This window comes from Kyrpidia spormannii, from assembly GCF_002804065.1.
GTDB classification, from domain to species: Bacteria; Bacillota; Bacilli; order Kyrpidiales; family Kyrpidiaceae; genus Kyrpidia; species Kyrpidia spormannii.
This window is the reverse complement of the sequence record NZ_CP024955.1, coordinates 2,858,921-2,873,274: the sequence shown is the minus strand read 5'-3', so window position 1 is coordinate 2,873,274 and position 14,354 is coordinate 2,858,921. Positions and strand designations below refer to the sequence as shown.

Sequence of the window (14,354 nt, the reverse complement as noted above, 5' to 3'; positions counted from 1 at the left end):
GGATGGCGCAAACCTTTGGTGAACTCCGTCAGGCGCTCCACGATCTGGTGGAGCGGCTCGACGAAATCGGGAGGTCTCTTTGACCTCGCTGGGAAAAAGAAACAGATCGCCGGTCTCGAACAGCGCATGGCGGCGGCCGACTTTTGGGATGACCAGGAAGGCGCCCAAAAGGTGATCGCCGAGGTCAACCGCTTGAAAGATGTCGTGGAGCGGGTGGAGGGCCTGCGCAGTCGGGTGGAGGATCTGGAGGTTTTATGGGAGCTCGGTCACGAGGAAGGGGACGAGAGCGTCCTCGGGGAGATCAAGGCCGGGATTAACCAGGTGCATTCCCAACTGGGTCAATTCGAACTGGAACTGATGCTCAGCGGTCCCTATGACCGCAACAATGCCATTGTGGAACTCCACCCCGGGGCCGGGGGTACCGAGTCCCAGGACTGGACGGCCATGCTCCTGCGGATGTACACCCGATGGGCGGAATCCCGGGGATACAAGGTGGAAACCTTGGATTATCTTCCGGGGGAGGAGGCCGGGGTGAAAAGCGTGACCTTGTTGATCAAGGGTCACAATGCCTACGGGTACCTCAAAGCCGAGCGGGGCGTGCACCGGCTGGTGCGAATTTCCCCTTTCGACGCTTCGGGGCGCCGCCACACCAGCTTTGCTTCGGTGGATGTCCTGCCGGAGCTCGATGAGAATGTGGATGTGGATATCCGCCCGGAGGATCTGAAAATCGACACGTACCGATCCAGCGGAGCGGGTGGGCAGCACGTGAACACCACCGATTCGGCGGTGCGCATCACCCATATTCCCACGGGTATCGTCGTGACCTGCCAGTCCGAGCGGTCCCAGATCAAGAACCGCGCCACGGCGATGAAGATCCTGGCCGCCCGGCTGTACGAACGACGCCGCCGGGAGCAGGAGGAGCAGATCGCCGCCCTCCGGGGCGAGCAAAAGGAGATCGCTTGGGGGAGCCAGATTCGTTCCTACGTGTTTCACCCCTATTCCATGGTTAAAGATCATCGCACCGGGGTCGAGACGGGGAATGTCCAGGCCGTTATGGACGGGGATATCGATGCTTTTATCGATGTCTGGCTGCGTCGGCAGGCGGCCGCCCAGTTGGATCGGGATGCCGAGGCGAAACCGGCTGCCCAGTGAGGGGCCGGTTTCCTTCTTGCCCGGTGGTGGATTCCTCTGTTATGATATCGATAGGCGCGAAAATCGCGGGCCCATAGCTCAGTTGGTCAGAGCCGCCGGCTCATAACCGGATGGTCCCAGGTTCGAGTCCTGGTGGGCCCACCATGAGGGTAGCTAAAGGCGCTTGTGCGCCTTTTTTTCTGGCGGGGAATTGCACAATCGTGAAATTCCCCTGGAGGAATCAGGTCTGGGTGGGATTGCGGCGAGGCTTGTCACCTGAAGTTCCCGATGTAGAGCTCTCGGGGGAGGAACGCTCATCGCGCAGCCATTGCTCCATCTCTTGGAGGGACACACGGGCTTCTTGTAGGCGCTTGGCGAGGTACAGATAAGGGGTGGCGTCCTCCCGGGTGACAAACTCCCTGATCTCGGGCGGCAGGTGTTCCAGTGGGTCGACTTCCTCTTCACCGGCGTCTTCCAGAAAGGTGGCCAGGGGGACTTCCAAGGCCCGGGCCAGCCGTACCGCCACCTGAAAGGAAGGCTTCATTCGGGTTCCGCGTTCCAGGGAGGAGATATGGCTGATGGACAAGCCCGAGCGGGCCGAAAGCTGTTCCAGGGTCCAGCCCCGCTCCGTGCGGAGTTGCTTTAATTTTACGCCGAAGGCGTTGCTCATCGAAAATCATCCTTTATGGCGAATCTTTTCCATTTCAGTATAACGGCTCTCTACACTTGTGTAAACCAAAGCCCGTATTCTCGGGCGGGCTTTCTTTGTTCCCCGGATTTCTTCAATCGTGAAAATCTCAGATCGCGATGGGGAGGGGTGCGCGATGGCGGAAAAACCGACGATGGGGGAACGCCTGCGGGAACTGCGCCGTGAGCGGGGAATGACTGTGCGGGAACTGGCGGAAAAAGCCGGAGTCTCTCAAAGCTATATCTATGCGGTGGAGGCGGGAACCCGGGGCAGCCGTTTGGCGAAACTGATCAAGATTGCCCGGGCGCTGGAGGTGGATTTGGCGACTTTGATCCAGGATGAGCCGTAAACGACCGGTCGGTTGTCCCCTTGCTTCGCCGGCGATATACTGGGCTTGCAGGCGAAAGGAGAGGTGTGGGATGAACGATGTGCGGTACGAGGTCGATCAAGGGGTGGCGGTCATTACCTTGAACCGGCCGGAAGTGCTCAATGCTCTGACGGACGGGGTGCTCACCGCATTGAGGGAGGCCCTCATCAGGGCCGAACAGGACCGTGGAGTTCGGGCGGTGCTGCTCACCGGGGCCGGGAAGGGATTTTGTGCGGGGCTGGACCTCAAGTCGGTGGATCCCGGGATGATGGGTCAGATCGACATGCATGTTCGGCGGGATTTTAACCCTTTGATTTTGAAGATGCAACAACTGCCCAAGCCGATCCTGGCTGCGGTGGGGGGTGTGGCGGCGGGGGCGGGCCTGAGTTTGGCCCTGGCGGCGGATCTGAGGATCGCTTCGGAAGATGCCCGGTTTGTCTCGGCTTTTATTCGAATCGGATTGGTGCCGGACTCCGGGGCGTCATATTTTTTGCCGAAACTGATCGGGGTGTCCCGGGCGATGGAATTGGCGCTGACGGGGGAATCCCTGGATGCCGAGAAGGCGCTTCAGGCGGGATTGGTCAATCGAGTGGTACCTCGGGAGCAACTCGAAGAAGCGTCGTTGGCCTGGGCTCAGCAACTGGCGGAAGGCCCGACCTATGCCATGGCCTTGACCAAGCGGATGATTTATGAAGGTGCCGCCGGAAGTTTGGCTGAGGCTCTGGACCGGGAGGCGACGTACCAAGGCTGGGCGGCCGGAAGCGCGGATTTTACCGAAGGGGTGCAGGCGTTTTTGGAAAAGCGGAAAGCCCGGTTTCAGGGGCGCTGATCCGAGGGGCGATTTTCTCGATTACTTTGGCGCGGTGATGCGTTACAATAGAGATAAACATGCATCGGAAGCTCGAAGCTCATGATGCACTCGGGGATGAGCGAATGGGGGGCGCGGTGGATGCAGCTGGATCGATTCCGGGACCAGACGGTGGACCAATTGTTCGAGGCCATTCTGCAGTTGCGATCGTTAGAAGAATGCTATCGTTTCTTCGATGATCTCTGCACCGTGGGGGAAGTGCAGGCGATGGCCCAACGCCTCGAGGTGGCCCGAATGCTTCGGGAGGGTTTGACGTACAGCCGCATAGAAGCGCTCACCGGAGCCAGCACTGCCACCATCAGCCGGGTGAAACGATGCCTGAACAATGGGACGGATGGATTCGAGCTGGCTTTAAGCCGCCTCGGCCGATAGCCGGGCGCGGGTGCACGGCGCCCCCGGAGATTCCCCTGAGTGCCGCAACCTGTTAAAAGGTCCAGGTATGGACGCTCCTTTCTGGCCGCAGAATAGGCTTGAAAGGAGGGAAGCCCAATGGCGTACGCCATTTTCTGGACTTTGGTCGTCATTGCCGTAGCCATCGCCCTGGGGTATTTCTTTGTCAACCCCCGGGACGAAGATCGCGGGCGGTCAGAGGCGCGGTGGAAAGACCGCTCGGCGTTGGACACGGAGTTCAGCCAGTGGCTGGGTCTTGATGACGAGGATCATCGCGAGGATTCGGATCACTCGACCGCCGATTCAAGACGGTCCGGAGATGCTCAGTCGCCGAACGACTCCGTTTTTCGGGGAACCTCCACTTCGGGGCGCTCTCCGGTGGCGGTGAGGGAGTTTAAAGCGAAAGGCGAAACCCAGGTTAGGAACAAGCCGGCTCAGGTGGTCGACCTCAAGGAAAGAGAGTTTCCCCCTGCACCCGGCCCGGCGGGGATCCACCAGAAAACCAAAGGTGAGACGGACGGGACGCGAGCAAATGCCGCGAATCGCGCTTTGGGCGCGGCGGATATGAAAGCGGACGCCCGGGAGACGGCCTGGACCGAAGGGGAGACGCCCAAAGCGGCCGATCGAGCCGTGGCTTCTACCGATCAAGACGCGGCCAGGGCTACGGCGAAAGCGGCTCTGGGCGAGAGCGCGGCGCTGCTGGCCATGGATGATGCGCCGGAGGACGATCAAGAGACGAAGGTCGAGTCTTAGGATTAACCTGGGATAACCGTTGAAGAAACCGGCTCAGAGTAGCGGCGGTGCCCGCCTGGTGACAGGCGGGCATTTTCACGCCAGGACGGGTGAAGGGCTGGGCCCCTGGGTATTCTCTTTTGGGACGACGGGACGAAACCTGCTATAATAAAGGGCGGCATATGCAGTCGGCAAGCGGTGGCCTCACCGCACCCGGCGTGCGGGAAAGGCGGGGAGAGCATGGCAATGGCGGGAGAGGAGGCCCTCCGGGCCGAGGCGCTTCTGGCCGGGCTCAATGATGCCCAGCGGGAGGCGGTTCGCCAGACCGAAGGCCCCTTGCTCATTCTGGCGGGAGCGGGGAGCGGAAAAACCCGGGTGTTGACCCACCGGGTGGCGTATTTGGTGGCCACCAGGAAAGCGCCGCCTTGGGGAATTTTGGCCATTACTTTTACGAACAAAGCGGCCCGGGAGATGCGAGAGAGGATCGGCCGGTTGGTGGGGCCGGAGGCCGAGGAGATCTGGGTCTCCACTTTTCACAGCTACTGTGTCCGGGTGTTGCGGCGGCACATTGAACCCCTGGGCTTTACAAGATCCTTCAGCATTCTGGACGCGTCGGATCAGACCACGGCGGTGAAGCAGGTTCTCGGGGAGATGAATCTGGACACGAAAAAGTTCGATCCCCGGCGGATGGCCGGGGCGATCAGCGCCCTCAAAAACGAGTTGATCACTCCTTCCCAAGCGGCGGAGCGGGCCAGGGACTTTTTTCAGGAAGTTGTCGCCCAGGTGTATGAGCGCTACCAAGAGAAACTCCGGGCGAACAACGCCCTGGATTTTGACGATTTGCTCATGAAGACAGTGGAGCTCTGGGATGCGTTCCCGGAGAGTTTGGAAGATCAACAGCGGAGGTTTGTCTACCTCCATGTGGACGAGTACCAAGACACCAACCACGCCCAGTACGAACTGGTGAAACGCTTGGCCCAGCGTCGGCGGAATCTCTGCGTGGTGGGAGATTCGGACCAGGCGATTTACGGTTGGCGGGGCGCCGATGTGAGAAACATTTTGGATTTTGAAGCCGATTATCCCGATGCCAAGGTCATCAAATTAGAGCAGAATTACCGTTCCACCGGCCGGATTTTGGCGGCGGCCAACGCTGTGATCGCCCACAATCGAAAGCGTAAGGAAAAACGGCTCTGGTCGGACAGGCCCCAAGGGGAACCGGTGATTGTCCACGAGGCGATGGACGAGCAGGGGGAAGCCTATTTTGTCGTCGAAGAGATCCGCAATCATGTGGAGCAAGGCGGAAGATACGGGGATGTGGCGGTACTGTACCGTACGAACGCCCAGTCCCGGGTGTTGGAAGAGATGATGATGAAAGCGTCCATCCCGTATGTCATGGTGGGCGGGGTAAAATTCTATGAGCGCAAGGAGATCAAGGATCTTTTGGCCTACCTTCGGATACTGGTCAACCCCCGGGACGATTTCAGCACCGAGCGGGTCGTCAATGTCCCGAAGCGGGGAATCGGGGAAGGGACGCTGGCGAAAGCGGCGGCTTTCGCGGCCCGGAGGAATCTGTCGCTTTACGAGGCTCTGGAGAGGGTCGACGAGTTGGAGGTTTCCGCCCGGGCGGCGTCGGGGATCCGGCAGTTTGTGGATCTGACGGCGGCTTTGCGGGCGATGATGCCATTCTTGTCCGTGACGGAATTGGTGCAGGAGGTCCTGAACCGGACGGGGTATCGGGAGGCACTGATCCGAGAGGACACCCTGGAGGCCCAGAGTCGGCTGGAGAACCTGGAGGAGTTTCTCTCCGTCACCCAGGAGTTTGATCGTCGCCAGGATACGGCGGCCGAAGGCGGGCTGGAGGCATTCTTGGCCGATGTGGCTTTGGTGAGCGATCTGGATATGGCCGAGACGGAAGACGGCGTGGTGCTCATGACCCTTCACAGCGCAAAGGGGCTCGAGTTTCCGGTGGTGTTTCTGGTGGGGATGGAAGAGGGGATTTTCCCCCATTCCCGGGTGTTGGACGATCCCGATCAAATGGAGGAGGAGCGGAGGCTCTGCTATGTGGGCATCACCCGGGCGATGGACCGCCTGCTCATCACCCGGGCCCAGCAGCGGAATTTGTACGGCCGCTGGCAGGCCAACCCGCCCTCCCGTTTTCTGGAGGAGATTCCCGAAGCGCTCCTTCAATGGAGCGCACCCCGGCGAAGTTTGCGCGATCGGGCCGCGGATCCGGCGCCGGCTTCAGGAAAGGGTGCAGGCGTTGGGCCGGGCCGAGGCGCCGGGAAGTCCGAAGGGGGACATTTGCAAGTGCCTTCGGGGTTTGGCGCCGATCCGGCGGAGAGCTGGGAAGTGGGAGACCGGGTGATGCACCGCAAATGGGGCGAAGGCCGGGTTGAAAAAAAGGACGGGGTCGGCGAGGACACAGAATTGGTGGTTGCTTTCGCGCCCCCCATCGGCCGGCGAAAGCTTCTGGTGCGATTCGCCCCGATCCGAAAGATTGATCAATAGCTTGGAATGGTAGGGCCACTCACAGGGGGTATACGGATGTCGGGCCAGGGGGATGCAGCCCGCCGGATCGAAGAGTTGCGGGCGCTGATTCGACGTTATGATTATCACTACTATGTGCTGGACGATCCGCTGGTGGACGACGCCGAGTACGATCGCTGCATGCGGGAATTGGTGGAGTTGGAGGCTCGGCACCCGGAGCTCGTGACCCCGGACTCCCCCACCCAGCGGGTCTCCGGGGCGCCGTCCGAGGCTTTTGCCAAGGTCGTCCACCGGGAGCCGATGCTTTCTTTGGCGAATGCGTTCAGCGAAGGGGATGTGCGGGATTTCGACCGCCGGGTTCGGGCGGCGCTGCCCGGCGAGGACGTGGAGTACGTCTGTGAGCTGAAGATTGACGGGCTGGCCATTTCCCTGCGCTACGAAAATGGCGAGTTTGTGCAGGGGGCGACCCGGGGGGACGGCGAACTGGGCGAGGATATCACCCGGAATCTGCGCACCATCCGGGTTTTGCCTTTGCGCCTCCCGGAGCGGGTCAGTGTGGAGGTGCGGGGCGAGGCTTACATGCCGAAAAAGGTCTTCCTGCGGGTCAACCGGGAACGGGACGAGGCCGGGGAACCGGCTTTTGCGAACCCCCGCAATGCCGCCGCCGGGTCCCTGCGCCAGCTCGATCCGCGGGTGACGGCCCGCCGGGGGTTGTCCCTGTGGATGTACGCCGCGGTCTTGGGGCCCGACGGGACTGTGCCTGGAGGACCGGGACCCTTTCGCACCCACGAGGAGATCCTAGAATGGCTAGATACCCTCGGATTTCCGGTGAACCCCCACCGGCGGGTTTGTCGGAACCTGGAGGAAGTGTTTCAATTCTTAAACGAGGGGGACCAGCTCCGGGCAACGTTGCCTTATGACATTGATGGGATGGTCATTAAGGTCAATAACCTCGATCAACAAAACCGGCTGGGCGCGACGGCGAAAAGTCCCCGATGGGCGATGGCTTATAAATTCGCCCCGGAACAGGCGGAGACGCGGTTGTTGACAATCGAGGTGAGCGTGGGCCGTACCGGTGTGGTGACCCCCACCGCCGTTTTTGACCCCGTTTTTTTGGCCGGTACCACGGTGAGCCGGGCGAGTTTACATAATGAGGATTTGATCCGGGAACGAGATATCCGCATCGGCGACATCGTGGTGGTGGAAAAGGCGGGGGAGATTATCCCCGAAGTGGTGCGGGTGCGGGCCGATCTCCGAACCGGAGAAGAGCATATTTTCTCCATGCCCAAGGATTGCCCGGCCTGCGGGTCCCCCTTGGTGCGCTTGGAAGAAGAAGTGGCCCTGCGGTGCGTGAACCCGGACTGTCCTGCCCAGATTCAGGAAGGGATCATCCATTTTGCCTCCCGGGATGCGATGAATATCGAGGGCTTGGGGGAAGCGCTGGTGGCCCAGCTGTACAGAGAGGGGTTGATTCATAGCGTCGCCGACCTCTATGAACTGAAGAGAGAGCAGTTGGTGCCCCTGGAGCGCATGGGGGCCAAATCTGCAGATAATCTGTTGCAGGCGATTGAGCGAAGCAAGCAGAATTCTCTAGAGCGGCTTTTGTTTGGCCTCGGGATCCGGTATATCGGCGAAAAGGCATCCCGGGTGTTGGCGGCACACTTTAAGGACATGGACGCGCTGATGGAGGCGCCTTCGGAAGAGCTGCTCAAGGTGCCGGATATTGGGACGAAGATGGCCCAGAGTATTCGGGTATACTTTGGTCAGGAATCGGCGCGCCGATTGATCGAGCGCCTTCGGACCCACGGTGTGAACATGGTGTATCGCGGGGCCGAGGCGGCGCCGGTGCCTTCCCGGCTGGCGGGGAAGACGGTGGTGTTGACCGGGACCCTTCATGCCATGGGGCGCCGGGAGGCCCAGGATTGGGTGAGGAGGCTCGGCGGGAAGCCCACCGAGAGCGTCAGCCGGAAGACGGACATCGTGATCGCCGGGGAAGACCCCGGCTCCAAGCTCGACAAAGCCCGGCAGCTGGGCATCGAAGTGATGAACGAAGATCAGTTTTTGTCCATTCTTCGTGAAGCCGGATTTTGACTGGGCAAGGTAGATTGGGTTCTGCTATAATAGACGCGACTTTGTCTGAACACTAGGGGGCCCGGACTGATGGCTTTCCTGTTGGCGTTCGCCGCGGCGTTCGCGGCGGTGTACGGGATGGTACCGGTGGTGCGTCGCATTGCGCTCAAGTGGGGTTTTGTGGACATGCCCAACCAGCGCAAGATCCACAAGGAGCCCATTCCCCTGATGGGCGGGGTGGCGCTGTATGTGGGGTTTGTTTTCGCCGCGACGGCGGCGACGGCGGTTTCGCCAAAAGTTCACCTGACCATGGATTTTTGGGGTATCGTCCTCGGAGGATTGGTGATTGTGGCCACGGGACTGCTGGACGACGGATTTAAAGCGAGGGGCAGGGAGCTCAGTCCTTGGCCGAAGTTGATCATGCAGTTTGTCGCGGCGGGGATTCTCATCGCCTTTGGGGTGCAGATTAAATGGGTGACCATTCCTTTCACCCCCCAGGGGATGTACCTCATGCCCGATTGGCTTTCCATCATTGCCACCCTCTTGTGGGTGGTGGCCATTACGAACATGATTAATTTTCTCGACGGTGTGGACGGGTTGGCGGCGGGGATAGCGGCCATTTCTTCGACCACCCTATTTTTTGTGGCACTCATCAAGGATCAGGCGCCCACCGCCCTGTACGCGGCGACAATGATCGGGGTCACCCTGGCCTTTCTCAAACACAATTTTCACCCGGCAAAAATCTTCATGGGGGATGCCGGAGCCATGTTTTTGGGTTTCACCCTGGCCGCCATTTCGGTGGACGGCGCTTTCAAGAGCGCGACTTTGGTGTCGGTGTTGGTGCCCGTGTTAGCCCTTGGGGTGCCGATTTTTGATACGGTGTACGTGATCTTTAAGCGGCTGAAGGATAATCGGCCGATCTACGTGGCGGACAAGGGGCACACTTTTCACCTGCTCATGCGTTCGGGTATGAACCAGGTGCAGACGGTGGCCTTTTTGTACCTTCTCGGCATCTGTTTTTCCCTGGCTTCGATCGTGGTGCTCCTTGCTGCCCGGTGAGGGGCGGCGATCGTTTTTCCCCTTGCAATTCTCCACTCGTACATAAACTGCCCCGACTTGGCCAAGCGCCGACAAGCTCCCCGCTTCCGGTGAATACGTGCAGTGACCGGGGACGGTGCGCTGCGGGTCCGTCCCGTTCTTCTCGGGATTTGGTGTGAAAGCGCAATTTGCCGCGATTTTCAGGGGTGTGATATAATGGTAACCTGAATGTGCAGGAGTCTGGCGCGGAGGTGTCATTTTTGAAAATCTCGTTGGAACAGGTGGAGCACGTGGCCCGGCTCGCCCGGCTGGCCCTGACGGAACGGGAAGCGGAGGTCTATGCAGAGCAGCTGGGTGCGATCTTGGCTTTTGCGGATCAATTGCAGGAATTGGACGTATCCGATGTGCCCCCGACCAGTCATGTGCTGCCGATCTCGAACGTGCTGCGGGAAGATGAGCAGCGGCCTGGGTTGTCCCGGGAGGCGGCTTTGGCCGGGGCCCCGGACCAAGAGGACGGACAGTTCCGGGTGCCGGCGATTCTGGAGGGATAGATCAGATGAGCATGTGGCGGTGGAGTGTGCGGGAGATGGCGGACAAGGTCCGGCGCCGGGAAGTGAAGCCGTCAGAGCTGGCGGAGGCGGTGTTGGGCCGGATCCGGGAGACGGACGATCGGGTGCGGGCGTTTTTACATATCGACGAGGATCGGGCATTGGAGAAGGCCCGGGAGATGGACGAGGCGGCATCCGCGGGCCGAGGGGAGGGGCCTTTGTTCGGGGTGCCCGGGGCGGTGAAAGACAATCTGTGCACCGAAGGGGTGCGCACCACCTGTGCGAGCAAGATTCTGGCCAATTATGTGCCTCCCTATACGGCCACGGCGGTTCGCAAGCTGGAGGATGCCCGGGCGCTGATCGTCGGCAAGACGAATATGGATGAGTTTGCGATGGGGTCTTCCACGGAGAATTCGGCGTTCCAGCAGACGGCCAACCCGTGGGATCTGGGGCGGGTGCCCGGAGGCTCTAGCGGCGGGTCGGCGGCGGCGGTGGCGGCGGGGCAGGTGCCCTTTGCCCTGGGGTCGGATACCGGGGGTTCCATCCGCCAGCCGGCGGCCTTTTGTGGTGTGGTGGGGCTGAAGCCCACGTATGGGCGGGTGTCCAGGTATGGCTTGGTGGCTTTTGCTTCATCCCTGGATCAGATCGGGCCCATCACCCGGACGGTGGAGGATGCGGCGGCGGTGCTCCAGGCCATCGCCGGACACGATCCCTTAGATTCCACGTCGGCGCCGGTGGAGGTGCCCAATTTTGTCGGGGCCCTGACCGGCGAAGTGAAGGGAATGCGCTTGGCGGTGCCGAGGGAGTACATCGGCGAGGGGACAGATCCCGGGGTGGCCGCCGCGGTGAAGCGGGCGGTGGATACCTTGGCGGGCCTCGGGGCGGAGGTGGAGGAGGTATCTCTGCCTCATACGAAATACGCCGTGGCGACTTATTATTTGATCGCGCCGGCCGAGGCGTCGTCGAACCTGGCGCGGTATGACGGGGTGCGCTACGGGGTTCGAGTGGAGGGGGACAACCTCATCGACATGTACCGCCGGACGAGGAGCGAGGGGTTCGGCCCCGAGGTCAAGCGGCGGATTATGCTCGGCACTTATGCCCTGAGCTCGGGGTATTGCGATGCGTATTATCTGCGGGCGCAAAAAGTCCGGACTTTGATCCGGCGGGATTTTGACGCCGTGTTTGAACGGTTTGACGCCGTGGTGGCGCCGACGACCCCCACCGTGGCCTTTCGTTTCGGGGAGAAGGTCTCGGATCCCTTGACGATGTACTTAAATGACATCTTGACGATTCCCGTGAATCTGGCGGGCCTGCCGGCGGTGAGCGTGCCCTGCGGCTTGGTGGACGGGATGCCGGTGGGGTTGCAGGTGATCGGTAAAGCTTTCGATGAGGCGGCGGTGCTGCGGGTTGCCCACGCCTATGAACAGGCGGCAGCGCTGGAACTCTGGCCTGCAGGTCTGGCGGAGAGGGGGAGCGGCAACAATGGAATTTGAAACAGTCATCGGTTTGGAAGTGCACGTGGAACTGGCGACGAAGACGAAGATCTTTTGCGGGTGTTCGACGGAATTCGGCGCTCCCCCCAACACCCACGTCTGCCCGGTGTGCCTGGGTCACCCCGGGGTGTTGCCGGTCTTGAATCGGCGGGCGCTGGAGTTGGCGATGAAGGCGGCGCTGGCCCTCAATTGCGAGATCGCCCGGGAGAGCAAATTTGATCGGAAAAACTATTTTTATCCGGATCTCCCGAAAGCATACCAGATTTCGCAGTACGACAAGCCGATCGGGGAGCACGGGTGGGTCGAGATCGAGACGGCGGATGGGCCGAAGCGCATCGGCATTACCCGGGTGCACCTGGAGGAAGACGCCGGGAAGCTCATGCACGGAGGGGACGGGCTGCATTCCCTGGTGGATTTTAACCGGGTGGGGGTTCCGCTGATTGAGATTGTCTCCGAGCCGGACATGCGGTCGCCGGAGGAGGCCCGGGCGTATCTGGAAAAGTTAAAGGCGATCATGCAATACTGCGAGATTTCGGATGTGCGCATGGAGGAAGGGTCCCTGCGGTGTGATGCCAATATTTCTCTTCGGCCGGTGGGGACGGCGGAGTTCGGGACAAAGACGGAGATCAAGAATATGAACTCGTTCCGCAATGTCCAGCGGGGCTTGGAGCACGAACAGGAGCGTCAGCGGGAGATTCTTGCGACGGGGGGGCAGGTGGTCCAGGAAACCCGGCGGTGGGATGAGGCGGCCGGCCGGACGCTGCCCATGCGGAGCAAAGAAGAGGCGCACGATTATCGGTATTTTCCCGAACCGGATCTGGTGACCCTCTCCATCGATGAGGAGTGGGTGAAGCGGGTACGGGAGACGATTCCGGAGTTGCCGGATGCCCGTCGGCGGCGCTTTGTGGAGCAGTATGGGCTGCCGGCTTATGACGCGGGGGTGTTGACCGCCTCCCGGGGCGTGGCGGATTTTTTTGAGGAAGCGGCGCGTTATGCCGGGGATGCGAAGGCGGTCAGCAACTGGATGATGGGGGAGCTTCTTGGGCACATGAATCAGAGCGGGCTGGAGATCCGGGATGTGAAGGTGACGCCCCGGAGTTTGGCCCGGCTGATTGAGTTGATCGCCGACGGGACGATCTCGACGAAGATCGGAAAAACTGTCTTTGCGGAGATGTTTGCGACGGGGAAAGAGCCGGATGCGGTGATTGAAGAGAAGGGGCTCGTCCAGATCAGCGACGAGGGCGCCCTGGCGGCTTTGGTGGACCGGGTGATCGAGGCCAATCCGAAGTCGGTGGCCGATTATCGGGGAGGCAAGGGCAAGGCGCTGGGGGCCCTGGTGGGCCAGGTGATGAAAGAGACGAAGGGGAAGGCCAATCCACAAGTGGTGAACAAATTGTTGCGGGAGCGCCTGGGCTGAGCGGATCCGGCCCGGGAGGTCCGGGCAAAGAAGTTGGGATAAGGGCCGGGAAGTCCGGGCAACTCCCCGGGCCATGGCTCTCCTGGTTTGACGGCGCCTGTCTGCGCCTGGGTACGGGTGGAACGAGGGGATGGTGAGGGGAACCATGGCGGCGGAAGTGCGATTTTTACAGGCAATTGCGCCCTATTATGATGTGTGGATGGATTGGGACCGGCGGCTGGCGGAGGAGATTCCGTTTCTGGAGCGGGGGCTGCCGACCCGGGGGCCGGTGTCCATCCTGGATGCGGCGTGCGGGACGGGCCATCGGGTGCGGGTGTTGGCGGACCGAGGGTATGAGGTGATCGGGGCCGACGGGGAATCGACGCTGGTGGACCGGGCTCGAGAGCTTCACGGCGGCATCGAGGTGTATCCCGTGTCCCTCGCGGAACTCACCCGGGCGGCCAAACCGGGATCGATGAATTTGGTGGTCTGCGGGGGAAACGCCGCGGTGCTCGGCCGCAGTCGGGCGGAATTGGAGCAGGCATTGAGCCGCATGTTCGACGTTTTGGCCCCGGGGGGCCGGCTGGTGATGGAGATGGACAATCTCGCCAAGGTGGTGCGGCGGAAGCTGAGGTTTTTGCCCCTGCGGCGGGGACGGCCGGCGGACGGCGAGGGGGAGTGGCTGCTCCTCGGGGAGTATGAATGGAACGGCACGGGGATTTTGTATCATCTTCTCGTGCTGCAGCGGGATTCCGGAGGAGAGTGGACGATGAACGTTCATTCTTCGGAGGTGTTGTCCCTGGAGCACAGTGATTTGGTGCCGATGCTCCGGGAGACGGGATTTAACGATATTCGCTTGTACAGCGATTATGCGGATGGGGAGTTTTTGCCCTTGGAGAGCGACCGGCTGATCGTGACCGCGAGACGCCCGGAGTAACGGGCGAAGAGGCGGAGAAGGCGGCCTCGGGATGAGCCGAAGGTCGAGCCCCCAGGTGGGAGCCTCCAGGACGAGCCTTCAGGCGGTGCCCTCCAGGAAGAGCCCCTAAGAAGGCTCCAGAACGAGCCCCTAGGCCGGCTCCTAGGACAAGCTCCCGGGTGTGCCTGGCCCACGACGTCTGTGGCGGAACGGGGCGCGGGTGAACTGGG

The 14,354-nt window shown here is 61.3% G+C and carries 13 protein-coding genes and 1 tRNA gene; 13 read left to right on the top strand and 1 reads right to left on the bottom strand.

Translation table 11 applies throughout. From position 1 onward, the window contains the following. The first annotated feature begins 2 nt into the window (after positions 1 to 2). Together prfB and CVV65_RS14155 are read left to right on the top strand one after the other, a co-directional pair. Positions 3 to 1,152, top strand: a protein-coding gene (gene prfB / locus CVV65_RS14160; RefSeq protein ID WP_100668677.1) for a peptide chain release factor 2 whose coding sequence is annotated in 2 segments (ribosomal slippage) — positions 3 to 80 and positions 82 to 1,152 — 1,149 coding nt in all. Because the reading frame shifts where the segments join, the coding sequence is not laid out codon by codon here. Between the two features lie 67 nt (positions 1,153 to 1,219). Then, positions 1,220 to 1,296 (top strand) — tRNA-Ile (locus CVV65_RS14155). Between the two features lie 76 nt (positions 1,297 to 1,372). Here CVV65_RS14155 and CVV65_RS14150 read toward each other — a convergent pair. Beyond that, entirely contained in the window at positions 1,373 to 1,801 is a 429-nt protein-coding gene (locus tag CVV65_RS14150; RefSeq protein WP_100668676.1) for a helix-turn-helix domain-containing protein, read from the bottom strand. A 154-nt stretch (positions 1,802 to 1,955) separates the two neighbouring features. On the opposite strand from CVV65_RS14150, the gene CVV65_RS14145 reads away from it, so the two are divergent. The 11 genes from CVV65_RS14145 to CVV65_RS14095 all read left to right on the top strand — a co-directional run bounded on the left by CVV65_RS14145 (position 1,956) and on the right by CVV65_RS14095 (position 14,145). Then, positions 1,956 to 2,168, top strand: a complete 213-nt coding sequence (locus CVV65_RS14145) for a helix-turn-helix domain-containing protein (RefSeq protein WP_100668675.1) — start codon at positions 1,956 to 1,958, stop codon at positions 2,166 to 2,168. Positions 2,169 to 2,238: 70 nt separating this feature from the next. Continuing rightward, positions 2,239 to 3,015 carry an enoyl-CoA hydratase/isomerase family protein gene (locus CVV65_RS14140; RefSeq protein WP_100668674.1) on the top strand — a complete coding sequence of 259 codons (777 nt, stop codon included), beginning with the start codon at positions 2,239 to 2,241 and terminating at the stop codon, positions 3,013 to 3,015. Positions 3,016 to 3,135: 120 nt separating this feature from the next. Beyond that, positions 3,136 to 3,426, top strand: coding sequence for a YerC/YecD family TrpR-related protein (locus CVV65_RS14135; protein WP_100668673.1), 291 nt, complete (start codon positions 3,136 to 3,138; stop codon positions 3,424 to 3,426). Positions 3,427 to 3,543: 117 nt separating this feature from the next. Continuing rightward, entirely contained in the window at positions 3,544 to 4,197 is a 654-nt protein-coding gene (locus tag CVV65_RS14130) for a hypothetical protein (protein ID WP_100668672.1), read from the top strand. Positions 4,198 to 4,416: 219 nt separating this feature from the next. Further along, positions 4,417 to 6,684 (top strand): DNA helicase PcrA, encoded by a 2,268-nt coding sequence (gene pcrA / locus CVV65_RS14125; RefSeq protein WP_100668671.1) that lies wholly within the window; start codon positions 4,417 to 4,419, stop codon positions 6,682 to 6,684. A 36-nt stretch (positions 6,685 to 6,720) separates the two neighbouring features. Continuing rightward, positions 6,721 to 8,754, top strand: a complete 2,034-nt coding sequence (ligA, locus tag CVV65_RS14120; RefSeq protein ID WP_100668670.1) for an NAD-dependent DNA ligase LigA — start codon at positions 6,721 to 6,723, stop codon at positions 8,752 to 8,754. A gap of 69 nt (positions 8,755 to 8,823) precedes the next feature. Next, complete coding sequence (locus CVV65_RS14115) at positions 8,824 to 9,792, top strand: MraY family glycosyltransferase (protein WP_100668669.1); 969 nt, start codon at positions 8,824 to 8,826, stop codon at positions 9,790 to 9,792. 239 nt (positions 9,793 to 10,031) lie between these two features. Beyond that, positions 10,032 to 10,322 (top strand): Asp-tRNA(Asn)/Glu-tRNA(Gln) amidotransferase subunit GatC, encoded by a 291-nt coding sequence (gene gatC, locus CVV65_RS14110; RefSeq protein WP_100669552.1) that lies wholly within the window; start codon positions 10,032 to 10,034, stop codon positions 10,320 to 10,322. Positions 10,323 to 10,327: 5 nt separating this feature from the next. Next, positions 10,328 to 11,812 (top strand): Asp-tRNA(Asn)/Glu-tRNA(Gln) amidotransferase subunit GatA, encoded by a 1,485-nt coding sequence (gatA, locus tag CVV65_RS14105; protein ID WP_100668668.1) that lies wholly within the window; start codon positions 10,328 to 10,330, stop codon positions 11,810 to 11,812. Beyond that, entirely contained in the window at positions 11,802 to 13,229 is a 1,428-nt protein-coding gene (gatB, locus tag CVV65_RS14100; RefSeq protein WP_100668667.1) for an Asp-tRNA(Asn)/Glu-tRNA(Gln) amidotransferase subunit GatB, read from the top strand. The genes gatA and gatB overlap by 11 nt, the downstream gene beginning before the upstream one ends. 130 nt (positions 13,230 to 13,359) lie before the next feature. After that, on the top strand, positions 13,360 to 14,145 hold the full coding sequence (locus tag CVV65_RS14095) for a class I SAM-dependent methyltransferase (protein WP_100668666.1): 786 nt from the start codon (positions 13,360 to 13,362) through the stop codon (positions 14,143 to 14,145). The last annotated feature ends 209 nt before the right edge of the window (positions 14,146 to 14,354 follow it).

Coding starts and splice junctions, on each gene's coding strand:
- gatB (WP_100668667.1), top strand. CDS start 11,802: ATGGAATTTGAAACAGTCATCGGTTTGGAAGTGCACGTGGAACTGGCG.
- gatA (WP_100668668.1), top strand. CDS start 10,328: ATGAGCATGTGGCGGTGGAGTGTGCGGGAGATGGCGGACAAGGTCCGG.
- CVV65_RS14095 (WP_100668666.1), top strand. CDS start 13,360: ATGGTGAGGGGAACCATGGCGGCGGAAGTGCGATTTTTACAGGCAATT.
- CVV65_RS14115 (WP_100668669.1), top strand. CDS start 8,824: ATGGCTTTCCTGTTGGCGTTCGCCGCGGCGTTCGCGGCGGTGTACGGG.
- CVV65_RS14130 (WP_100668672.1), top strand. CDS start 3,544: ATGGCGTACGCCATTTTCTGGACTTTGGTCGTCATTGCCGTAGCCATC.
- ligA (WP_100668670.1), top strand. CDS start 6,721: ATGTCGGGCCAGGGGGATGCAGCCCGCCGGATCGAAGAGTTGCGGGCG.
- CVV65_RS14140 (WP_100668674.1), top strand. CDS start 2,239: ATGAACGATGTGCGGTACGAGGTCGATCAAGGGGTGGCGGTCATTACC.
- CVV65_RS14135 (WP_100668673.1), top strand. CDS start 3,136: ATGCAGCTGGATCGATTCCGGGACCAGACGGTGGACCAATTGTTCGAG.
- pcrA (WP_100668671.1), top strand. CDS start 4,417: ATGGCAATGGCGGGAGAGGAGGCCCTCCGGGCCGAGGCGCTTCTGGCC.
- CVV65_RS14145 (WP_100668675.1), top strand. CDS start 1,956: ATGGCGGAAAAACCGACGATGGGGGAACGCCTGCGGGAACTGCGCCGT.
- CVV65_RS14150 (WP_100668676.1), bottom strand. CDS start 1,801: ATGAGCAACGCCTTCGGCGTAAAATTAAAGCAACTCCGCACGGAGCGG.